Genomic DNA, 21,932 nt, shown 5'->3' on the forward strand with positions numbered 1-21,932 from the left:
TTCAGGAAGATTTTTACTGTATACAAATGAACTATAGTATTGTTTACTAGTACCAAAAATAATTAAAAAGGAGCGTGTTTAAACATGCAAAATGTTAAAGAACTAAGTACTGTTGAAATGCAACAAACTATTGGTGGTGGACAATGGAGCAAGGGAAAATACTTAAATACATGTGTTGCTGGTGCCTATGGCGCGGCTATAACTGGCACTGTAAAGAATTGGAAATTAGGACCTTTTGCATTAGTTGGTGGCTTAGGTGCCGAAATAAGTCATATGTCAAAAAATGGTTGCTTCAATCGAAATGGAGGATAATTTTGAGTAAGGAGGCAAGGAAAAATTTATGAATAAAATCTATCTTCGTATACGAGAAATTTTATTCAACTTCTTTTTTACAGTTGGAATAATCTATTTTTTCGGCAATTTATCTGGCTATCCATGGAAACTAAATCTTATAATCTTATTTTCAGTGATAGTAAGTCTTATTACATTTTTTATAGAAAAATATAGAGACAAGTAGCATAAATCAAGAAAACAAAATTAGAGGTGCTTATTTATGAAGAATGTTAAGCAAATTTCTAATCAAAAATTGAAACAAATTTTTGGTGGATTCTGGGCTGATGCACTTACTGGACTTCTTGGAGATTAGCCACTTCGCCAACTCCCAAAGAGTTAAACGGAGAAAAGACTAAAAATTTCAAAGCTCATAGCTGCGGTCCATATGGACAAGATGGAACTCCGAATTCTTGTAATCCATAGTAAACAAAGCAAAAAAGAAAATATTTTATGAAAACTTTATATAAAGGAAAACCAGCTGATATATGGTAGATTAGTAAGTCGAGTGAACAACCTACATGGGTAAAAGAAGCATTTTTAAAGATTTACCTTTTCTGGTCTGATAATAGACTAAAAATTTTAATAACTGCTTTAAAATCCATCGACTAAAGAAAATCTAAAAATTGGAGCTGTAAACACTATTGGAGGAGAATTTAGTGGATACGCTATGTATTCTATGGAGGATATAGGAGATTTTTTAGACATAACTAATCACAAACTAGTTTCAAAAAAATACTTTCAGAAGCATTCCCAAATTTCAAGAACAAGTTAGCCACTTTTCGAAATAAGTGAAAAATGTCTGTTATCTCTACGTTCCGTTGTTGATTTGATTGTGAGTTGGTGTGTGGTAGTCTGATCAGGACAGTCTGGTATCCGCCAGACTTCCCAGACTTAAGCCACATTCCAAGAGGCTCACTGTCAAATCAACTCACAACTATAAAAGCTTCTTGTTCAAATTGTTGTCTGGGGGGTTGATACCCTAAAATTCTTCTTGGTAAGTCATTCATACCATCTTCTATCCGTTGAATGTCTTTACGCCCATACTGTTCCAGGCTCTCATACTTTGGGATCTTTCGGCGAATCATGCGATTATGATTCTCATTCGTCCCTCGTTCACAAGAAGTATAGGGGTGCGTAAAATAGACTTCACAGTAACCTTTCAATGTGGCAGCCAGTGTGGTGAACTCTGAACCATTGTCTGAAGTAATTGTTTTGAAGAGTCGTTTGAAGGAACGGCTGCCGTACTCTTTGATTAGCTGTCGGATACCATAGGCCACAGAGTCAGCGTCTTTACCGTCAATGAGCCGGATGATCTCAAAACGACTTTTGCGCTCAGTTAACGTAAGCAGAGTCGTTTCAGCCCCTCCACGCTTTCCGATGACTGTATCGATTTCAAAATGACCGAACTCTTGACGCTCTTCAATGTGGGCAGGCCGTTCTTCAATACTTTGACCCAACACTTTCTTATTTTTACGGGTGTATTTCTTGGTACGTTTTCGGCTGACCTGACAGTTTAAATCGATGTTTCTGACTTCTAAAAGCTGGGCATCAATGTACTTGTATAAGGTGGTTGTACAAACCATCTCTTCAGGAGAAAACAGTCCGGTACGTTTGGTGGTGCCGACAACGACATCCGGTGCATAGTCCGCCGTTTTGAACAACTTAACGAAGTAGGCTAAAAAAGATCGTACTTGGACAAATTTGCAGGGACGGTGGCAGTTCTGTCGCTTGATTTCATAGCGGTTCTGAGCGAATTCCGGGTCGTACTTCATAGAGAAGTGCTTAATCCCATTGACTTTGCGCACCTGTTCAACCGTTCCACGAGCAAGTTCGTTACTGATGGTCTGCCGATTAACACCGATTCGACGAGCTATTTCACCATGAGAAAGAGCTTCTTCCAGCCAGCCGGCGATTTTTCCCCGTTCAATGGAAGTTAGGTGTTTTCCTTTCCTGCGTTCTATAGTAGAATGTGTATAAGTCATAGTGAAAAGTCTCCTTATTGATTGGTGTTGGAACCTCAATAATACACGATTTTTCACTAGGATGTTTTTTTATTTTTTAGGTGGCTAACTTGATTATAAAATTTGCGTTTCAGAAGCATTATAAAATAATCTAATTCAGTGAATAGTAAATCTACAAATTCCCAATACTATTTTTATAAGGAAGTTGTGACAATGCTTCTCCATGCGACGAGTAACCGCAGGAGCAGAAGTGTGCTGTCTCAAGAACCAGGTAGGTATCATGCATCATCTACTCTGACAAGTCAATCATAGTGATTTATTTCCAGAACTGCTGTCTCTACGAGTCTAACGATTCTCGAGACAAAACATTACGCTGTAGCCGTTTTTCTGCGTCTACGGTTCTCACTACACTACACTTCCTTTCGATCTCATCAATTTCTAAACGGCAGAGCCATTAAGAATTGAAGGACTTCGTTCCGATCCTCGAAGCATGGAGGGGCTTTGCTCCTACGCTTCTTCGAATGCTCGTCGCATGTCTGGGCGGCATGCAGGAACTTGCTCCTACGGGTTATCCGAATTAGGTGTAAAAGACATTGTTTGCCAACCACCTCCAGAAACTTATTGTATTTCTTTAATAGTCAACCCCTTAACATTTTGCATGTTTAAACACGCTCCTTTAAATAATATTTTACCAGGGTGTTACTGTAACATACGTATTTGGTTAACAGTAAAGTCTTTCCTGAACCCTAAGATTTTCTTCCTAAACAAGTTATCTGGTTAAAATGCCTCGTTCAGGAATACCTTCCATTTTAAATTTAAAACTATGACATACTACATTCATTATTAAAGAGAGAATGTTGACTATGAAACAACAATCAATAAAAAAAAAGCCACTGTATTCTGAAAAACTTAAAATGATAAAAGGCGAAAGAAAAACTGTGAAGCGCCCACATGGTTAGGATTAGTGACTACTTACACAGTTAATATTATATTCTCGGTTACTTCAAGGTTTATATTAAACTCGCCTAACAGTAGATTTTTATTTCTGTACTCCATATCTCCTATCCCTGAAGAAAAATTACTACACAGTATTTTCCTTCAACTTCTCCTTAATTTTTTGCGCTTTCCCTAAAGAAAAGTTTCTGACCAACTCTGAATCAAAATATAGTGAACGTTTTTTAAAATCTATTTCTTTAACGTTAAAGATATTTACTAAACACGCTCGACTAATTCTTGTTAACATAGGATATTTCTTTTCAAACTCACTAATTTTTCCATAAAATTCGTACTGCCCTTCTTTAGTACACAATGACAATCTATGTGGTAATTTTGAAGCTTCTACAAAATAAATTTCATTTATATCAAAAGTAAATGTTTGAGAACCTATGGAAAAAACAAATGCTTGATTCGTAACCTGTTTTGTCGCATCTATCCTTTTTTGAGCTAATAACAATAACTCAACAATCTCGTTTCGATACTCATCTAGTGTTTGATCTTTTGTTACAAATCCTAACGTTTCAACTCTTCTTTTTATCGTTACGGGTAACATCTCATCATGTGTAGTTGTAAAAATGATTTTTGCTTGAACATCATATTTTCTGATTACTTCTGCTAATTCTATACCATCAATTTCATGATTTAAATCAATATCTAAAAAATATATTCCTTGCTTTGGTCGGAATTGTTTGAGATATTTCTTAACTTCTAACGGACTTTGCGTTTTCAATACTATCTTAAATACTTCATCGTGAAAAAGAATGAAATTATCAATAATTCGTTCTAACTGATTTAATTGTACAATTTGATCTTCACATAATATTATTGGATAACTCATAGATCCTCCTTCCCTCAAAATAACAAAATAACTTGAGTAGCAAATTGATACGGATCGTTTTGATAGTTCACAAACATATTGGGATTCTTTTTATTGATTTCCTCTATACTAGATAATCCTAACCCTTGATGTCCCTTTTTTGTTGTTATTCCTTTTTTCATTAGAGTATCTATAGAGAGTAGTAACTCTTTACAACTATTCGATATCGAAATTTCTATCTGTTTATCATCTCGGTAAATAGCCAGAGACAGTTCTCTATCTTGACTCTCTGTAGATGCTTCAATTGCATTATCAAGAATAATTCCAAGTACCCTAATACAGTCGAATATTGGAACAGGAACTTCAACAATAGTACTTGGACATTCGAATTTACAACAAATTTTATTATTATTTGCTTGGTATAGCTTCGCTATAAACAAACTTTTCAAATAATCATTTTTTATATTCTTTAAATAACGATATTCAAACTTATTGGTTAGATAATAATTAGAATAGATTTCTAATTCTTTTATTTCCTTTTCTAATAGTGAATCATGATTTTGATTGGCAATTTCCTTTAAACTCAACAATAGATTTTTATAGTCATGTCTAAATTTAGCAAATTTTTCTTGGTCTTTTTCCAGTGAGTCAGTATATTTTTTCAGATAAACCAATTCTTTTCTTTTCAATTGCTGTTCATATTGTTCTCGTTGCCTAATGGTTATTCTAATAAATAAAAACAGAACAACAAACATTTGAATGATTAAAAATACTAAGACACCAAACACAAAATGATCAAATACTTGATATTGATGAGCAACATATGAAACAAATAAACCAATTGTAAGTAAATAAATCATGAATATAGCAGTAATCTTAGAACTGTACTGTTCAACAATCTTGCTTATATCTAATTTCCTGTATAGAAAAATAAAAATCAATAATAATAAACAATCGAGCATTATTTGAAACAAAACATAGCCATATCCCTTTATTCCTTCAAATGAAAATATAGAGGTCATAGTTAATGAACTAACTAGGGATATAGAATCATAGGTAAGCATACACAAAAGTAATTTATTCAAAAGTACTATATTACTTTTATTTTTTTCTTTTAATATAAAGTAACCTCCAATTATAGGTAGAACTTCAGAAATATCAGTAAATAATTCAACAAAAAAAGTAAGAGGTAACAATAAGCACATAAGCAAGTATTTTTTCTTATTAAGACTGGGATCAATCATATAGTACAAAAGAAAAAAGAAACAATTGCCCACAAACATTCTCAATAAGTAAGCCTTTGTATCGATAGTAATCAAGAGAACACCTCCTGATCATAGAATAACATAAAAAATTATTAACTACACTTTTTAAATAGTGTAAAGACACACTGTGCTAAATTTGACATTGGTATTCCTTGCTTTCCAGATTTATTCCCTCCTTTAATTTTTTTTAGCTCTTGATCTGAACACTGTTTAGTATTCAGTCTATTTTTTTTATCCATTATAATTCCCCCTAAAAAATATAAATACCTTTTATAGCGCTGATTCAATATACCTATTTTTCTAATTAAAAAATTTTGAGACAGCTTTAATATTATTAGTACAATTAAAACTGAGATTTATCTCCATAATCTGCTCGATATACACCATTTATACCAGCAGTTCTTCCGATTTTTCTCAAATTTTTTATTAATTCCTTTTGATATTCAGTAAATCTTATTTTATTAGTATAAGCAGTAAAGTATAAATAATTTACCAATCTATTTATTAAAGGACTGGGATCTAATTCATATTTTTGTTTTTCTAATTTTAAATATACCTTTTTTAAAACCTCAAGAATATCAGAATATTTAGGATCTTTACTTATCGAGAGTTCATTATATAATTCATGAACAAGTTATTTAGCATTTTTTTTATTTTAGCACTTCCCTGGAATTGCTCCACCTAAAAAACCACCTATGGACATTCCTGCAATACAAGTAGTTGCCTTGACCCAATCGACTGTACATTTATTTTTAGCGCAATAAACTCCATTTCCATAGTACTTTCCACTATGAGTTGTTCTTCCATAGATAAGTTGTGTCTCTTTAATAGACGATGGTTTTAAATGTTTCATAATCTAATCACTCCTAAATTAATGTTTTTAGGCCATCATTTTAGCATTCATTAGAATTCAAAAAACAATTCCTTCTTGAAACACAGTAAAATAATTCCTGAATAAAAAATTTAAACATTTTTAAGTATATAAACTAGATATATTCTTCTACATTTTTTCAAAACGCACTTCGTACATAATAAACCTTAATTGCATCAATCTTTTTCACCTGTTGATCCATCTTAAGTTGAATCAACATAAAACGAGTCACATCATTTGTTTTTTCTTCTCCAAACAACAAGTAATGATCGGGTTAATTCATATCTTGTGTCACATAATGAATACGACCACTTGTGCATGTATGCTAATAAAGTAGACAGCTTTTTTGCTATACTATTAATAAATTAGACACTATTTAAGAAAGGACTTTTGATCATGGTAGACAAACGTAAAACAAAGCGAAAGTTTGACGAGGAATTTAAAAAATCAATCGTAAAACTTTATGAAAGTGGAAAATCACAAAACGTATTAGCTAAAGAATATGGTATTGCCCTATCTTCTGTCGCTCGATGGGTGAAACAATATTCTGAAGTTAAAATCGATGACGATACGATCCTCACGGCTCGTCAGATTAAACAACTTCAGAAAAGAAATCTCCAATTGGAGGAAGAAAATCTAATCCTAAAAAAAAGCGATTGCCATATTCACGCCACACTCAACAAACGATTAAGCGCGATTCGTATTCTATGACATGAGCACTCTGTTGTCACTCTCTGCAGGGTTCTTAAAGTCAATCGCTCGACTTACTACAAACGTTTTTCTGGAAAAATAGCTCCTAGAATAGCAGAGAATCAATAATTAAGAACGATCATTTTAGAAATCTATACGACTTCTAAAAAACGAGTAGGTCCTGCAAAAGTAAGACGTATGCTTCTACGTGACTATGGCATTTCTATTAAGTATTGGTCGAGTCTATCGTTTAATGAGTACCATGAATTTACCTGAAATGTCTACAGTGAAACCTATCTTTAAAACGACCAAAAGTCAGGTTTCTTTGAAGCGCCCAAACTATTTAAAACAAGCTTTTAATCCTCCAGCACCGAATCAAGTATGGACTAGTGACTTTTCTTATATTCCTATTTGGGAAAAATCTTTTGTTTACCTTTGCGTGATTCTAGATCTATTTTCCAGAAAAGTCATTGCTTGGACTGTCAGCAAAAAAATAGATACTGCTTTGGCTATTACAATAATAGAAAAAGCCATTCAAACTAGGAAGCTCAAGACTTCTGTTCTTTTTCACACAGATCAAGGTTCTCAGTATACTTCTTTTGAATTCAGACAATATTTAGAGGATCATTCTATTGTTCAGTCATTATCGAAACCTGGTTATCCTTGAGACAATACTGTCACAGAAGCTTTTTTCAAATATATGAAAAAAGAGGAACTCAACAGAAGAGTTTTTTTCTTCTCTCAAAGAAGTACAACTGGCATACTTTGAGTACATCGAAGGATTCTATAACTCCCAACGCCCTCACGGCACCCTAAATATGCTTACACCAAATGAAATGGAGGATAAATACTTTGATTCTCACTAGGTATTTGCTCTTTTTGTGTCTACTTTATTGACATTTGTTCAGTTTTCAGACAATCGAGTAGAGGGGAAAGTTAGCTAACTTTCCGCCCCTCTCACAACACCGTACGAACGGTTCGCGTATACGGCGTTTCAATTTATATTTCAGTGTGTACTTTTAGATAATGTCCAAGAGCAGACGGTATTCCTCTCTGCTCAAGCCGTTTATTTGAGAGTGCTCGTTGAACAACTTTGGATAACCCAATGTAGCGATACCCTTTTCGACAATAGGTGAGCCCTTTGGCCTCTTCCTCTGGAATCCCCAGTTGAACGAGTGATCGAATGCGTTTACCATTATTCTTCCACTGTTTCCAGATAATAACACGGAGCCTCGAGCAGAGTTTTTGGTCAATTTCTACCAATTTACCTTTCATCTTCGCGATACGGAAATAATTCACCCAACCTCTTATCACCTGATTCAGTTTGGTGATTCTCTCATCCAACGAAACGCTCCAGTTTCTCTTCGTTAGTTTTCTGAGTTTTCGTTGAAGCTTCTTGATTGAATCCTTATGAGGTCTACTCTGATACTTCTTGGTGTTTGTATCAAAGTAGAAGCCAAATCCAAGGAACTTGGTCCTGTTGGGGCGGGAGATTCTGCTTTTCTCGGCATTCACTTTCAGTCCCAGTTTCTTTTCAATAAAGTGTGTCATTGAGTTCAATACTCGTGTTGCCGCTTTCTCACTCTTAACGAAAATCAAACTGTCATCGGCATAGCGGACAAATCGCAATCCTCTTGCTTCCAGCTCTTTATCCAGTTCATTTAACAGGATATTGCTTAATAATGGACTGAGATTCCCTCCTTGTGGTGTACCCACAGGCGTCTCCACATACTTTCCATCCTCCATCACACCATTTACCAAGTATTTACGTATCAGTGAAATGACGTCCCCGTCCTTCACAGTGTAGGAAATGATTCGCATGAGTTTATCCTGATGAACCGTATCGAAGAAACGTTCCAAGTCGATGTCAACTACCCAGTCATAGCCATCGTTCAGATACTCTATTGCTTGAATAATCGCCATTTCGCAACTACGTTTCGGACGAAATCCATAACTGTATTCGCTGAATTGTTTTTCAAACATTGGACCTAGTATTTGGTTGATTGCCTGTTGGACCACTCTATCTACTACAGTCGGAATACCTAATTGACGCATTTTTCCATTTTCTTTTGGAATTTCTACTCGTAATGTTGGTTGTGGCTTATACTTACGTTGGCGAATTTGAGAACGCAGCTCCTCTTTATGTTCACGAAGATACTCCTTCAATTCCTCCACTGTAATTCCATCTACTCCACTTGCCCCTTTATTACGGTAAACACGTTTGTAAGCTTGGTTCATGTTCTGATTACTCAAGATTTGTTCTAAAAGTTCCATACTCGTTTCTTCCTTCCTGTCACGTAGCGAAAGATTATTCTCTTTTGATTATCCTTTGAGATACGCTCATACTTTCCTTATTAACACATTCAGAATTAACTCTTTCACGCATTCGTGGTGTAGAAACATTATAAATTGTTCGGTCCTTCATGGGAAAAAAATTCCATTACTATGACCTCTGCTGACTTCTCACGATAAACCTTTTTCGACCGACTTTCTTATTAGGGTTCTCCTCAGTCGTCCGTGAGACCTCCCAGGGTAAGACGACTAACTTTCCTCTTTTACTCGCCTGATTTACCCGATAAGTTTACGCACATCTTTTGGACTTTGGTTTGTTCAGGAACCTTATCCACTTACCGAGCCTTGGTATCAGGTTTCTGTTCGTCGAGCCAAGAATTTGATACACGCTTCCTTCAGCCACATCCTCACGAATGCCACCTTGTGTTTCTCTAGCGATTGGTCGATGTGTACCCTCGCAGTGGACTTTCACCACCTAGATAGTCGCCATGCCTGGCGCACTGAAAAAAGCACCTCCTTATGAGATGCTTTCATCATACGCTGATGGTTAAAAACCTTCAAGGAAAATATTCCATTTTTGTTAATTTGAGTATCACCGTGACAACCAAATGACAGTTTAAACTTTTTTAAACAGGTAAATCACAGATTTTCCACCACTCGAAAAGGCTAATTTAATAGGCTTTTCAATTTTAAATAAGCTATTTCTTCGGCTCGTCCTCGTCCATTTTCAAAACTGCCATAAAGGCTTCCTGCGGCACTTCGACCGATCCTATTTGTTTCATTCGCTTCTTCCCTTCTTTTTGTTTCTCAAGAAGTTTGCGTTTACGGGAAACATCTCCGCCGTAACACTTAGCCAGTACGTTTTTACGCAGCGCTTTAATGTCAGAACGGGCAACAATTTTCTGTCCGATAGCAGCCTGAATTGGTACTTCGAACTGCTGACGAGGAATCAGTTTCTTCAGCTTCTCAACAATCGCTTTTCCGCGTTCATAGGCAAAGTCTCTGTGTACAATAAAGCTCAGTGCATCGACTTTCTCGGCATTCAACAGAATATCCATTTTCACCAATCGACTTGCACGATAGTCACTCATTTCATAATCAAGGGAGGCATAGCCTTTGGTACTTGATTTCAGCTTGTCAAAGAAATCAAAGACAATTTCTGATAAAGGAATATAATACACCACATTTACGCGGTAATCATCCAGATAATCCATGGTGATGAACTCGCCCCTCTTACGCTGTGACAGCTCCATCACCGCACCAACATATTCATTCGGGACCATGATCTGTGCTTTTACATAAGGTTCTTCAACTGATTCAATGGTCACCGGTTCGGGAAATTCTGCCGGATTATCAACCACAACTTTTGTTCCATCTGTCTTATTTACATGATAAATAACAGACGGAGCAGTTGTAATCAAGTCCAAATTAAATTCTCTTTCCAGGCGTTCCTGAATTACATCCATATGCAGTAAACCTAAGAATCCGCAACGGAAACCAAAGCCCAATGCCTGAGATGTTTCCGGTTCAAACTGTAACGCCGCATCATTCAGCTGCAGTTTTTCCAGTGCTTCTCGTAAGTCATTATACCGGGATGTATCAATCGGATACAGTCCGCAATAAACCATTGGATTCATTTTTCTGTAGCCGTCCAATGCTTCTTCAGCCGGATTATCTGCTAAAGTCACTGTATCCCCAACTCGTGTATCCTGAACTGTTTTAATGCTGGCAGTAATATAGCCAACATCGCCCACCATTAAGTAATCTCTGGCAATTCCTTTTGGCGAAAAGACACCGACTTCAGTAACATCAAAAGTTTTACCATTACTCATCATCTGAATCTTGTCACCTGGTTTAACTACTCCATCCATCACTCGGACATTCAGTACAACTCCACGATAGCTGTCATAAACGGAATCGAAAATCAATGCTTTCAACGGCGCTTCTACATCTCCATCCGGAGCAGGTACATATTCCACAATCTGTTCAAGAATCTCCTCGATTCCGATTCCTGCTTTCGCACTTGCCAGCACTGCTTCGCTGGCATCAATTCCAATCACATCTTCAATCTCCTGACGAACCCGTTCCGGATCAGCAGCCGGCAAATCAATTTTGTTAATCACCGGTAAAATTTCCAAATCATTATCCAAAGCCAGATAAACATTGGCAAGTGTTTGTGCTTCAATTCCCTGTGCAGCATCAACAACTAAAACTGCTCCTTCACAGGCAGCCAGACTTCTGGAGACTTCATACGTAAAGTCGACATGCCCCGGGGTATCAATTAAATGGAAGATGTACATTTCACCATCTTTAGCTGTATAGTTCAATTCAACTGCATTTAATTTAATCGTAATTCCGCGCTCTCTTTCCAAATCCATAGAATCCAGCAGCTGTGCCTGCATTTCTCTGGACGTCACTGTATTTGTCTTTTCCAGAATTCGGTCAGCCAGCGTTGATTTCCCATGGTCAATATGAGCGATTATCGAAAAATTACGAATTTTCTCCTGTCGTTGTTTCATTTCATTTATATTCATTGTCTTCCTCATTTCTTTTCAATCAGCAGTTATCATTATAACAAGGTTTTTCATAGATTTAAAGAACTTTCACCAAAAGCAGCAGTTATGGAAAATCATTTTTTCAGAAAATTAACGGCTTAAAAAAACAACCGCTAAATCAGCATATAAACACTGTTCTCGAACTATTCACTTTTTAGAATCAGCAATGCCTCACTGTATCCTGAAAAAAAGTAAATTCCCGTTATTCCAGCCTATCGTCTGTATGTTTCATCTTTTTTTGATATACTTAGGGTGTGTCTGAAAACTCAAGCGGTGAATATTTTGATGATTTTTATGGAACTCATCGTCATAAATACTCGCTTATGATCCGCATAAGCTGTGTTTTCTTCCTTGATTTCAACAAAAATCACGGAAAAATTCAAATTCCACTAACTTTTCAGACACGCCCTAGTCTAAATGATTTCTAAATTATTATTTATTGGAGCGAAAATGATGGATCAAAAGGAATTTCGTAAACAGCTGGAATTAAGACCTGTTGGAGAAGAATATCTCAACCAGTTTAACGAGCTGCTCAGCTATGTTTTTCAAGTAACAGAATCTGATTTGGAGGAAAGCGGATTTCATAACAAAAGGGAATTTGTAAAATCTAAGCGTCCTATTCTGGAAGTATCGAAAGTATTTGGCTGGTTTCATGAAAACAAGCTGATTTCCCAACTCTCTATCTATCCCTGCAAAGTGAATATTCACGGAAAAATCTATGAGATGGGCGGAGTTACTGGAGTAGGGACCTATCCGGAATATGCAAATCATGGATTGATGCAGGACTTAATCCATATTGCTTTAAAAACAATGCGGGCAGACAAGCAGTGGATTTCTTATTTATATCCCTACAGTGTTCCCTACTATCGCAGAAAGGGCTGGGAAATTCTCTCAGATAAGCTGTCATTTAAAATCCGTGATACCCAACTGCCAAAAACCGTTGATATTCCTGGTTTAGTTGAACGTGTCTCTGTTAAACATGAAGATATCTTCACTGTTTATAATAAATTTGCCCGTCAGAATCATGGGGCGATGATCCGCAGTGAGTTTAACTGGGAAGAATACTGGCGCTTTGAAAATCAGGAAGAGCACACAGCTGCCATTTACTATGATGAACAACAGCAGCCTCTTGGCGTGCTGTTTTACTGGATTGCAGAAGAAGTGTTCCATGTCAAAGAGATGTTTTATCTGAATCAGGAAGCCAGAAACGGTTTATGGAATTTCATCTCCGCTCATTTCTCCATGGTTTATTGGGTTAAGGGTGATATCTACAAGAATGAACCTCTGGCATTTTTACTGGAAGACAGCCAAATTAAAGAAACGATTGAGCCTTATTTTATGGCGCGTATCGTCGATGTAAAAGAGTTTTTAGCAGCTTATCCTTTTAAAAGCAGTACCGAGCCGTTTCATTTTGTGGTTAAAGATCCAGTTGCTGAATGGAACAATGGGATTTTTGGTTTAAGCTGGGATGACCAAGACACTCTGACTATTTCAGATCAGCCTGTTGGAAAACCAGTGAGGCTTGATATCCAAACCTTGACTTGTCTGTTTATGAATTATCGCAGACCAAACTATCTTTATCAGATTGAACGAATCAACACAGATAAAGCGACATTAAACATATTGGAAAAGCTGCTTCCCGATCAGGAAGCATATTTTAGTGATAATTTTTAGAAACAAAGTACGATAATATTGACTAATTATCTTATCAACAACATTCTGAAAACTGGATACTGCATCAATCAGCTATACCATTCTATTTTACTATTGGAGGAATCAACACATGAATATTTACTTCGCAGGACCGATGTTTGCCAACGCAGACTTACGCTATAATGAACACTTAGTAAAGGAAATTCGAGCATTAGATCAAATGGTTACAGTCTATCTGCCTCAGGAAAATGCAGATATTAATGATAAGGCAGCGTACGCCGACAGTAAAATGATTGCTCTAGCCGATACAGAAAGAGTGCTTGAAAGCAGCTTGCTGGTGGCTGTACTTGACGGTCTAACAATAGATCCCGGCGTAGCCTCTGAAATCGGTGTGGCCTATGCGAAAGGAATCCCAGTCACTGCTCTTTATACCGACACTCGTCAGCAAGGCGCTGACAATCAAAAAAAGCTTGCTGCCTTGCAGGAAACAGCAGAGAACCAGTTCCATTACTTAAATTTATATACGGTTGGACTGGTTAAATTAAACGGCAATATTTATGGGACGGAAAAACAGTTTTTAACTGCTGTGAAAGCATTTATTGACAGCCATTAAAGGGGCAAAATCCTAGCCATGATCAATGCTGGAAGGAGAAAAAAATGAAATTAGAATTTGAAGACAAACAGGAACGCACAGCCTTTTTTGGACTGCTGCTATTTGGAATTTTTACTTTAGTTATGAACTTTGTAAGAATGTTCATTTCAGAACCAACCAGCCTTTATCAATTGTTAACGGTCGAAATGATTGCTGGTATCGGAACGATTTTTATTCCCTTTATTTTTACTAAATTTACCGGATTAATTTTTCCAAAGATTATCCGTCTATATTATTGGTTCTTTCTCTTTATTTCTGTATTTTTAGGAACTGGATTTCAATTTATGCTGATTTTTCCATTATGGGATAAATTTTTACATGCTGTCAGTCCTATTTTATTGGTGGCTGTTGGTTATGCCTTGATTAATCATTATCTTCGCAACAGCGATTATTCTTCCATCAGCCCATGGCTTTTCATTATTATGGGCTTTGCATTTGCAGGTATCTGCGGTGTCTTCTGGGAATTTTGGGAATTTCTTTGCGACAGTCTCGGAAATATGAATTTGCAGCGCTACATGACAGAATCTGGTCAGCTGTATGTAGGCAGAGAAGCTCTGATGGACACTATGGGCGATTTGTTAACTAACACAGCTGGATCTTTGATCTTAACAGTTTACAGTGTCACTCAACGTCATAATCCAAATTATTTCAGAGCTTATGCATTTCGCAAGCTGTCAAAAGATTAAGATTTAAAATAAGGAGGACAGTAAATGGCGGTAATTTATTTAAATAAAAAGAGGCTGTTATGCGGTTAAAAAGTTTTGGACCAATATGAAAAAGGCGATATTTTCAAAAAAAGAGGTTTGCTTTCAACCAATATATCAGCTAATTATAAAGACGGTAAAATCTACAAGAAAATCAGACTTCTTTCAAAAGAAGAAGTTCTTTGTTACTATGACGAGGTTGTGACATAACTTCTCCATGCGACGAGTAATCACAGGAGCAAATCTCTTCGTGCGACGAGTAATCGCAGGAGCAAATCTCTTTGTGCGACGAGTAATCGCAGGAGCAAATCTCTTTGTGCGACGAGTAATCGCAGGAGCAAATCTCTTTGTGCGACGAGTAATCGCAGGAGCAGATAAGCAGAACGATCTAGTTTGTCCCTCAAGGTCAACTTGGAAAAGAACCTCAATAAGTGATCGACCTACAAGCCCTTCTGTCCTCTTTAGTATGACAGGAAATAGCGTGTAGGTCGATCGTTTTTTTCTTTTCATTCTGTTTGGTGTGGGCGACAGCCCTCATGAGTGTTTGTCACAGTCCCTGTCAAAAAATATCCAAAATCCTATTCTTCTGTTTCAATTACTTTATTCTCAAATACCAGATGATCGTTCAATAAGCTGATGGTGACTTTTGTTTTCGGCATCACTTTTCCAGAAACAATTTCTTTCGCCAAAGGTGTTTCCACATTTTTTGTCAGGAAACGTTTCAACGGTCTGGCACCATATGCAGGATCGTAAGCTTGCTGAGCAATCCATTCTTTAGCTTCATCCGAAATAACCAGCATAATTTCCTGATACTCCAAACGTTTTGACAACTGAGCAGTCAGCTTGGTGATAATACCCTTCACATCAGCAATACTCAATGGTGTAAATAGAATGGTATCATCAATTCTATTCAAAAATTCCGGTTTAAAGTTCCCACGAAGAATACTGCGAACCTGCTCTTCTACATCTTCCGGAATACGACCGTCAGCAGTTACTCCTTCCAGTAAAAGCTGTGAACCGATATTACTGGTCATAATCATAACAGTATTCTTAAAGTCAACCACACGTCCCATGGAATCAGTCAAGCGCCCGTCATCCAGAACCTGTAAAAGGATATTAAAGACATCTGGATGCGCCTTTTCAATTTCATCCAGCAAAACTATTGTATACGGATTTCTTCTTACAGCTTCAGTCAGCTGCCCGCCTTCTTCATAGCCAACATAGCCTGGAGGGGCACCAACTAATCGGGAGACACTGTGTTTTTCCATGTATTCACTCATATCAATTCGTACCATGTGTTCTTCAGAATCAAAAAGATTTTCTGCCAACGCTTTCGCCAGTTCCGTTTTACCAACTCCGGTCGGTCCCAAGAAAAGGAAAGAACCTAAAGGACGATTTGGGTCCTGCAGACCTGCACGAGAGCGAATCACTGCATCACTCACAGCATCTACCGCTTCATTCTGTCCAATCACACGCTTATGAAGAGTTTCATTCAATTTCATCAGCTTTTCCCGTTCGCCTTCAACAAGTTTTGTAACAGGAATTCCTGTTAAGCGTCCGACAACCTGTGCAATTTCATGATCTGTAACAGATTCCTGCACCATCTTTATATTACTATCATCGTTCTTTTTCTCCAGATTTTTCAATTCCTTTTCAAGCTCAGGAATTGTTCCATGGCGAAGAACTGCTGCACGCTCCAGATCATAATTATTTTCAGCATCTTCCAGCTCGTGTTTGGCTTTATCGATTTCAGCCCGTTTGTTGCTGACTGCATTTACTTCTTCCTTTTCAGTCTCCCACTGCAGCTTCATGTTGTTAGCTTCTTCTCTAAGCTCTGCCAGTTCTTCTTGAAGATTTGCCAATCGTTTCTTGCTGGCATCATCTGATTCTTTTTTTAGGGCTGCCTCTTCAATTTCCAATTGCATTAATCGGCGGGTCACCTGATCCAGTTCAGTTGGCATAGAATTCATTTCTACACGAATCGTTGCACTAGCCTCATCAACCAAATCGATTGCTTTATCCGGTAAAAAGCGGTCTGTGATATAGCGATCAGATAATGCAGCCGCAGCAACCAAAGCATTATCATGGATATTTACACCATGGTGAATTTCAAATCGCTCTTTCAATCCACGTAAAATACTGATCGTATCCTCCACTGTCGGTTCTTTCACCAAAACTTTTTGGAAACGACGCTCGAGAGCCTTATCCTTTTCCATATACTGACGGTATTCATCCAATGTTGTTGCACCGATCAGATGCAGCTCTCCTCTGGCCAGCATCGGTTTTAACAGATTACCAGCATCCATACTGCCTTCCGTTTTTCCTGCTCCGACAATATTATGAATCTCGTCAATGAACAGAATAATCCGGCCATCACTTTTTTTGACTTCTTTCAATACACCTTTAAGACGCTCTTCAAATTCACCCCGAAATTTTGCTCCGGCAATTAATGCACCCATATCTAAAGAAAAAATCGTTTTGTCTTTTAGGTTCTCCGGTACATCTCTACGCACGATCCGTTGTGCAAGCCCCTCGACAATGGCCGTTTTACCAACTCCGGGCTCACCAATCAAAACTGGATTATTTTTAGTTTTTCTTGACAAGATTCGAATGACATCTCGAATTTCTTCATCACGACCAATAATCGGGTCCATTTTCCCGCTTCTAACCTGCTGAACTAAATCCACTCCATATTTTTCCAGTGCTTTATACTGCTCTTCCTGATTTTGAGAAGTCACTCGTTCACCTGCCCGAATATTTTCTATGTTCGCACGCAATTCCTTCTCCGTAATCCCCTGACTGACTAAATATTTTGTCAATCGGTAATTTTTCAATTTCATCAAAGCCAGAACGACAATTTCTGTTGACAAGTATTCATCCTGAAAAGATTCACGTAGTTTATCTGCTTCATTTAATAAATTGAACAGATTTCGACTCATGCTTTGACCATATTGAACATTTCCTCCCTGAACACTTGGATATTCATCCAGTGCTTTATCAATTTCTCTTTCAAAGGCTTCTATATCAACTCCGGCATCTGTATAAAAATTCCTGCCAAAATGATTTGGCTGTAAAAATATTTTCCATAAATGTGCAATATCAATTTCCTGATGACGTCTTGTTACTGCGATTTTCTGTGCTTCTGCAATTGCTTCCTGTAATGTAGTAGTCATTTTTTCAATATTCATACTGTATTCCCTCCTAAAAAATATAGTTTTCTATAAAAACATTCTTGTACTAATTATGAAACTTCTGTTCACAAAATACAAAGATATCGAATACTCATAACTAAATTATAATTAATTGGTCAACAAAGGTCAAACATTATATTTATCGTTACAACCACTTTTTATTTTTCACTGCCAATCAATACAGCAGCAGACAATCACTAAAAAAATCCACCTTCAGTATGAACCTATTGTCATTTTTTAGGACAAAAAAGCATTTCTTTCCAAAAAAAACAGAACCAGGCAGTTTTTCTGCCGATTCTGATTTATATTTCCCTATTAACTTATTATAATTACCGCAAATTTGTTAATTAACCTTCTCAATAATTTTCACTGCATTTCCTGCTACTTGTGGAGGAATAGACGCGGTCATTGCCGGCATCCCTGTCAGAGTAAACTGAACTTTATCTCCACTCTTTAATTGATCCAGCGTTAAACCTTCTGCCAACTGATCTTCAGAAACATTTAAAATTACACCGTCCGTTTCCATCATAGGCAAAAACACTTCAGGATCGTCGACAGCTTCAACTGAATTCAGTACGAGACGAATTGCCCCATCATGCTCAGCGGCTTCTGCATCTTCACTCAATACACCAGTAAATACAGAAACTAACGAACTCCACTGACTGTCGGAGCTTCCTGACCATGATTGCTCTCCGGTCTGACTCGTTGATTCCTCTTTCGCCACACTGCTCTCACTGCTTTCGTTGGAAGTATTATTGCCTGATCCGCAGGCACCCAATATGAAAATAGATACGGCTGCTAAAAGTATCATTTTAACTTTTTTCATTCCAATCCCTCCAAAAAATATTTATTAAACCACATTTAGTTTAAAAGTTTTTTTTCTCTCTGTAAACTAACAAGGAGCAACATTAGGAAAAATTAATGAATAATAAAAAAACAGAAAGTCTAGAAACAATTATCATAAACTCTCTGTATCATTACATACCATTCATTATTAAATAATGAGATTAAAATTTTATCTCATATAGATCAGCCATTTCTCCGATCCTGTCCGCTCATGCTGATTTCTTTTGCCAGATAGCGGATGCGTTCCATTAACCGTTTCGCCTTCAATGGCTCCTGCTCTCCTCTTTGAGAAATCGTTAAATGCTCTTCCAAAGCTTTCATACTCAGATTTGAAGAAAAAAACGTTACCAGCTGCTCTTGCATTCTATATTGAAGAATAACACTTAGTATATCATCTCTGATCCAGCTGGTCATTGATTCGGCTCCTATGTCATCGATCATCAGTACCGGAGCTTTCTTGACCGCATCCAGTTTCTCACCTACCAGATCTTTGGCAATTGCCTGTTTCATCTCTACTGTAAATGTAGGGAAATGAATAATTGTCGTTAAAAATCCGTCTCTAGCTAAATCGTTAGCAACAGCTCCCAGCAGATAGGATTTTCCTACACCAAAAGTTCCCTGTAAATACAGTCCCTTATGAAAATCCTTAGGTTTAGCAATATATGCGTCAATGAATTTCGTTGCTTCACTCAGCGCTTCAAAGCGACCACTGGATGAGCGGTCAAATTTGCTGAAGGTAGCTTCTCGAATGTCTTTGGGCATCGTCATTGCACTAACTCGTTTACGAACTTCCTCTTCTCTTTGTCGTGTCAGCAAAAGTTCAGTAGGTACATAGGTTACATCAATATAATGGAAATTTAGCGTAAGTTTCGGCTCATAGCCGGGAGCAATCATTGACGGATCATTTAAATCGAATTTCTTTTTTTCCTGAACGAATTCATACAGCTTGGAATAGCTTTTCTGGATATCTTCGTCTGTCAGCCGATCCCGGTGCTCCGAAATAAACTGCTTCACATCCGGATTATCCAATACGGTATTTACCAGTTCGGTAAAGCGGTCGTTCAAGTCTCTCCTGCGAATAATCTTTGACATTTCTTTACCTACATCTTCCATTATCTTTCACCTCGTCTCCTCAAAAACTCTTCCATCTCTTTATCCAGTTTTTCTTGTTCTTCTTTTGACAGCTTTTCTTCTGGAACAGGATTTGCCACCCAATCCGGCAGTGTTTCTTTCCGGATTACTGGTTGTTTTCTGTTTGATGAATAACCTTTATTATTTCGTCTCTTAAGATTTTCTTCCTGTTTGGTTTTCAAATAGCTCATTGCTTTTTCAGGGGAAAATATTTCTTTCTTTGCCCAGTCATTCGCAATGGTATACACATACTCTGCCTTCAAAGTAGCCTGCTTTTGAATAATTAAAACATACGAAATCAAAATATTAATTACACTGTTCGGCAAGCCTGAACGTTTGACCAAGTACTCAATAATATAGCGTTCCTGTGCGATTTCAAAGCCTCCAGTCTGCTGTTTAATCGCCGCAAGATAGGTCATTGGAGGGATTGCTTCACTATCAAGAATCGTACGAATATCTTCGTCAGAAAAGCCATCTTTCTTCAATGAATTAAATCGATAAGAACGCTGTTCCTCTTCTGTAAGATTTGCTCGTTCATTTCTTTTAACCTGGACAGCCTTTTGCGGTTTGCTGTCACTATAATGACGTGTAATTGCTCTTTTTAATGCTGCTCTGTCAATTTCGTTTGTCTGATAATCAAATGTTTCTTTAATGAATTCAAGCATTTCCAGCTCATCAATACCATAAAGACTATTAAATAAATAAATCTCTTCTTTCAAATCCCTATTGTCATTTGATATCTTCAACCCAAAGCGTTCAACCTGCGAGACAAAGAAGGACCAGTCAAACCTTGCTTCATCAATAACAGACTGTGTTCTGACAGGTACCGGATCTTTAAAAGCCTGCTTTAAATTTTCAAGAAGAGCTCCTTCGGCTATCAATTGTTCTTCCTTAAATGAATAGACATCCTGATAGCCACAGGAAATATTTTCATAGCCGGCAAAATTCATAAACTCCGGTTGAAAACGTTCAAACAGCTGATCAAATTTCTTTTGCCCCACACGATTCAGCAAGGTTAATGCCAGTACCTCATCCTTAAAAAATGCTTCAACCGCCTCCGGATGATTTAGTCGAAAAACATATACCCAATCCAATTCTGCATCCTCTTTAACGAATGTATCCAGCAGTCCAATCCCTTCAAGCTTTGCTCTTGCTTCTTCCAATTGTGTGGTACTCAGATCAAGCAGAAGATTTAGTTCTCTGTGAAAAAGAGAATCGCTGAGACCTGATTGCTTTACTTCTCCTAACAGAGTCAGGAACAAACTAAAGGCATTAGCTCCTACGATCGGCTGATAGAGAAAAATCAGGATATCTTTTTCCAAATCTGAAAAGGGATGGTTAACCAATACTTTAAAAATATTTTTTGGCTGGATTTCTTTCCTGTTATTTGTCACGGAAAGACCTCCTTATTCGTTCTCCGTATCATCTTTATCTAAGTGCGCCTTATCGACAATCTCCTGCAATTCCTTAAGAAATACACTCATATCCTTAAATTGACGATAAACACTGGCAAAACGAATATAGGCAATCTCATCTAAATTGACCAAATCCTCCATTACATATTCACCAATCAGATTAGTTGAAACTTCATTTTCACCAAGCTCCCGTACCCGATTTTCAACATTATCCACAATTTTTACCATTTGTTCCATGGCTACCGGCCGCTTTTCAGCTGACCGAATCAGCCCTCTCAATATTTTCTCTCTATTAAATTCTTCACGATCACCATTTTTCTTAATAACAAGTAAGGGCGCCGCTTCTATTCTTTCAAAGGTCGTAAAACGATTTTGGCAGTTTTCACACTCTCTTCTTCTTCGAATCGCTCTTCCATCATCTGCCTGACGACTGTCAATCACTCTTGAGTTATTATGGTGGCATCTTGGACAACGCACAATGATCACCTCAATTTCATTATTTAGTAGTTATATTATAACATGAAATACATCATATACCAGTTATTGACAAGCTTTTCTCA

The 21,932-nt window shown here is 37.3% G+C and carries 18 protein-coding genes and 2 pseudogenes; 7 read left to right on the forward strand and 13 right to left on the reverse strand.

Annotation, left to right across the window (positions count from 1 at the left end):
* Nucleotides 1-84 precede the first annotated feature (84 nt).
* Together LI951_RS02505 and LI951_RS02510 are read left to right on the forward strand one after the other, a co-directional pair.
* Nucleotides 85-312: a hypothetical protein gene (locus tag LI951_RS02505; protein WP_202069399.1), complete on the forward strand. Its 228-nt coding sequence runs from the start codon at nucleotides 85-87 to the stop codon at nucleotides 310-312.
* A gap of 513 nt (nucleotides 313-825) precedes the next feature.
* A pseudogene (locus LI951_RS02510) lies at nucleotides 826-1,105 on the forward strand (hypothetical protein).
* A gap of 151 nt (nucleotides 1,106-1,256) precedes the next feature.
* Here LI951_RS02510 and LI951_RS02515 read toward each other — a convergent pair.
* The 6 genes from LI951_RS02515 to LI951_RS02540 form a co-directional block, all read right to left on the reverse strand.
* The gene (locus LI951_RS02515) at nucleotides 1,257-2,315 is read right to left on the reverse strand and encodes an IS30 family transposase (protein WP_229441160.1); all 1,059 of its coding nucleotides are present in this window, start codon (nucleotides 2,313-2,315) and stop codon (nucleotides 1,257-1,259) included.
* Between the two features lie 1,060 nt (nucleotides 2,316-3,375).
* Complete coding sequence (locus LI951_RS02520; protein WP_202069387.1) at nucleotides 3,376-4,128, reverse strand: response regulator transcription factor; 753 nt, start codon at nucleotides 4,126-4,128, stop codon at nucleotides 3,376-3,378.
* 14 nt (nucleotides 4,129-4,142) lie between these two features.
* On the reverse strand, nucleotides 4,143-5,390 hold the full coding sequence (locus LI951_RS02525; protein WP_202069391.1) for a sensor histidine kinase: 1,248 nt from the start codon (nucleotides 5,388-5,390) through the stop codon (nucleotides 4,143-4,145).
* Nucleotides 5,391-5,464: 74 nt separating this feature from the next.
* Nucleotides 5,465-5,611, reverse strand: a complete 147-nt coding sequence (locus LI951_RS02530; RefSeq protein ID WP_202069388.1) for an EntF family bacteriocin induction factor — start codon at nucleotides 5,609-5,611, stop codon at nucleotides 5,465-5,467.
* Between the two features lie 104 nt (nucleotides 5,612-5,715).
* Nucleotides 5,716-5,976, reverse strand: a complete 261-nt coding sequence (locus LI951_RS02535; RefSeq protein ID WP_229441281.1) for a bacteriocin immunity protein — start codon at nucleotides 5,974-5,976, stop codon at nucleotides 5,716-5,718.
* A 51-nt stretch (nucleotides 5,977-6,027) separates the two neighbouring features.
* On the reverse strand, nucleotides 6,028-6,225 hold the full coding sequence (locus LI951_RS02540; protein WP_202069389.1) for a class II bacteriocin: 198 nt from the start codon (nucleotides 6,223-6,225) through the stop codon (nucleotides 6,028-6,030).
* A 414-nt stretch (nucleotides 6,226-6,639) separates the two neighbouring features.
* Here LI951_RS02540 and LI951_RS02545 point away from each other — a divergent pair.
* A pseudogene (locus LI951_RS02545) lies at nucleotides 6,640-7,799 on the forward strand (IS3 family transposase).
* A gap of 133 nt (nucleotides 7,800-7,932) precedes the next feature.
* Here the strand turns inward: LI951_RS02545 and ltrA are convergent.
* Nucleotides 7,933-9,207: a group II intron reverse transcriptase/maturase gene (gene ltrA, locus LI951_RS02550; RefSeq protein WP_229441162.1), complete on the reverse strand. Its 1,275-nt coding sequence runs from the start codon at nucleotides 9,205-9,207 to the stop codon at nucleotides 7,933-7,935.
* Nucleotides 9,208-9,923: 716 nt separating this feature from the next.
* On the reverse strand, nucleotides 9,924-11,759 hold the full coding sequence (lepA, locus tag LI951_RS02555) for a translation elongation factor 4 (RefSeq protein ID WP_324254773.1): 1,836 nt from the start codon (nucleotides 11,757-11,759) through the stop codon (nucleotides 9,924-9,926).
* 474 nt (nucleotides 11,760-12,233) lie between these two features.
* Between lepA and LI951_RS02560 the strand changes: the two genes are divergently transcribed.
* The 4 genes from LI951_RS02560 (at nucleotide 12,234) to LI951_RS02575 (ending at nucleotide 15,276) form a co-directional block, all read left to right on the forward strand.
* A complete protein-coding gene (locus LI951_RS02560) occupies nucleotides 12,234-13,454 on the forward strand; it encodes a GNAT family N-acetyltransferase (RefSeq protein WP_202068067.1) in 1,221 nt (406 codons plus the stop codon).
* A 109-nt stretch (nucleotides 13,455-13,563) separates the two neighbouring features.
* Nucleotides 13,564-14,046: a nucleoside 2-deoxyribosyltransferase gene (locus LI951_RS02565; RefSeq protein WP_229441163.1), complete on the forward strand. Its 483-nt coding sequence runs from the start codon at nucleotides 13,564-13,566 to the stop codon at nucleotides 14,044-14,046.
* 44 nt (nucleotides 14,047-14,090) lie between these two features.
* Nucleotides 14,091-14,771, forward strand: a complete 681-nt coding sequence (locus tag LI951_RS02570; protein ID WP_202068065.1) for a hypothetical protein — start codon at nucleotides 14,091-14,093, stop codon at nucleotides 14,769-14,771.
* Between the two features lie 268 nt (nucleotides 14,772-15,039).
* The gene (locus LI951_RS02575; protein ID WP_229441164.1) at nucleotides 15,040-15,276 is read left to right on the forward strand and encodes a hypothetical protein; all 237 of its coding nucleotides are present in this window, start codon (nucleotides 15,040-15,042) and stop codon (nucleotides 15,274-15,276) included.
* A gap of 91 nt (nucleotides 15,277-15,367) precedes the next feature.
* Here the strand turns inward: LI951_RS02575 and clpB are convergent, their stop codons facing one another.
* From clpB to nrdR, 5 genes are all read right to left on the reverse strand, one after another.
* Nucleotides 15,368-17,977, reverse strand: a complete 2,610-nt coding sequence (gene clpB, locus LI951_RS02580; RefSeq protein ID WP_229441165.1) for an ATP-dependent chaperone ClpB — start codon at nucleotides 17,975-17,977, stop codon at nucleotides 15,368-15,370.
* Nucleotides 17,978-18,323: 346 nt separating this feature from the next.
* A complete protein-coding gene (locus tag LI951_RS02585; protein WP_229441166.1) occupies nucleotides 18,324-18,806 on the reverse strand; it encodes a hypothetical protein in 483 nt (160 codons plus the stop codon).
* A gap of 203 nt (nucleotides 18,807-19,009) precedes the next feature.
* Nucleotides 19,010-19,939 (reverse strand): primosomal protein DnaI, encoded by a 930-nt coding sequence (gene dnaI / locus LI951_RS02590; RefSeq protein WP_229441167.1) that lies wholly within the window; start codon nucleotides 19,937-19,939, stop codon nucleotides 19,010-19,012.
* A complete protein-coding gene (locus tag LI951_RS02595; RefSeq protein WP_229441168.1) occupies nucleotides 19,939-21,351 on the reverse strand; it encodes a replication initiation and membrane attachment family protein in 1,413 nt (470 codons plus the stop codon). Before LI951_RS02595 ends, dnaI begins: the two co-directional genes overlap by 1 nt.
* Nucleotides 21,352-21,363: 12 nt before the next feature.
* On the reverse strand, nucleotides 21,364-21,849 hold the full coding sequence (gene nrdR, locus LI951_RS02600) for a transcriptional regulator NrdR (protein ID WP_202068057.1): 486 nt from the start codon (nucleotides 21,847-21,849) through the stop codon (nucleotides 21,364-21,366).
* Nucleotides 21,850-21,932: the final 83 nt, after the last annotated feature.

Origin of the sequence: Enterococcus sp. BWT-B8, from assembly GCF_020567625.1 — a bacterium.
Lineage (GTDB): Bacteria > Bacillota > Bacilli > Lactobacillales > Enterococcaceae > Enterococcus_L.

Bases quoted from the DNA above. Each gene is read 5' to 3' on its own strand.
- LI951_RS02505 (WP_202069399.1), top strand. From the start codon at position 85: ATGCAAAATGTTAAAGAACTAAGTACTGTTGAAATGCAACAAACTATT.
- LI951_RS02515 (WP_229441160.1), bottom strand. From the start codon at position 2,315: ATGACTTATACACATTCTACTATAGAACGCAGGAAAGGAAAACACCTA.
- LI951_RS02520 (WP_202069387.1), bottom strand. From the start codon at position 4,128: ATGAGTTATCCAATAATATTATGTGAAGATCAAATTGTACAATTAAAT.
- LI951_RS02525 (WP_202069391.1), bottom strand. From the start codon at position 5,390: ATGTTTGTGGGCAATTGTTTCTTTTTTCTTTTGTACTATATGATTGAT.
- LI951_RS02530 (WP_202069388.1), bottom strand. From the start codon at position 5,611: ATGGATAAAAAAAATAGACTGAATACTAAACAGTGTTCAGATCAAGAG.
- LI951_RS02540 (WP_202069389.1), bottom strand. From the start codon at position 6,225: ATGAAACATTTAAAACCATCGTCTATTAAAGAGACACAACTTATCTAT.
- ltrA (WP_229441162.1), bottom strand. From the start codon at position 9,207: ATGGAACTTTTAGAACAAATCTTGAGTAATCAGAACATGAACCAAGCT.
- lepA (WP_324254773.1), bottom strand. From the start codon at position 11,759: ATGAATATAAATGAAATGAAACAACGACAGGAGAAAATTCGTAATTTT.
- LI951_RS02560 (WP_202068067.1), top strand. From the start codon at position 12,234: ATGGATCAAAAGGAATTTCGTAAACAGCTGGAATTAAGACCTGTTGGA.
- LI951_RS02565 (WP_229441163.1), top strand. From the start codon at position 13,564: ATGAATATTTACTTCGCAGGACCGATGTTTGCCAACGCAGACTTACGC.
- LI951_RS02570 (WP_202068065.1), top strand. From the start codon at position 14,091: ATGAAATTAGAATTTGAAGACAAACAGGAACGCACAGCCTTTTTTGGA.
- clpB (WP_229441165.1), bottom strand. From the start codon at position 17,977: ATGAATATTGAAAAAATGACTACTACATTACAGGAAGCAATTGCAGAA.
- LI951_RS02585 (WP_229441166.1), bottom strand. From the start codon at position 18,806: ATGAAAAAAGTTAAAATGATACTTTTAGCAGCCGTATCTATTTTCATA.
- dnaI (WP_229441167.1), bottom strand. From the start codon at position 19,939: ATGGAAGATGTAGGTAAAGAAATGTCAAAGATTATTCGCAGGAGAGAC.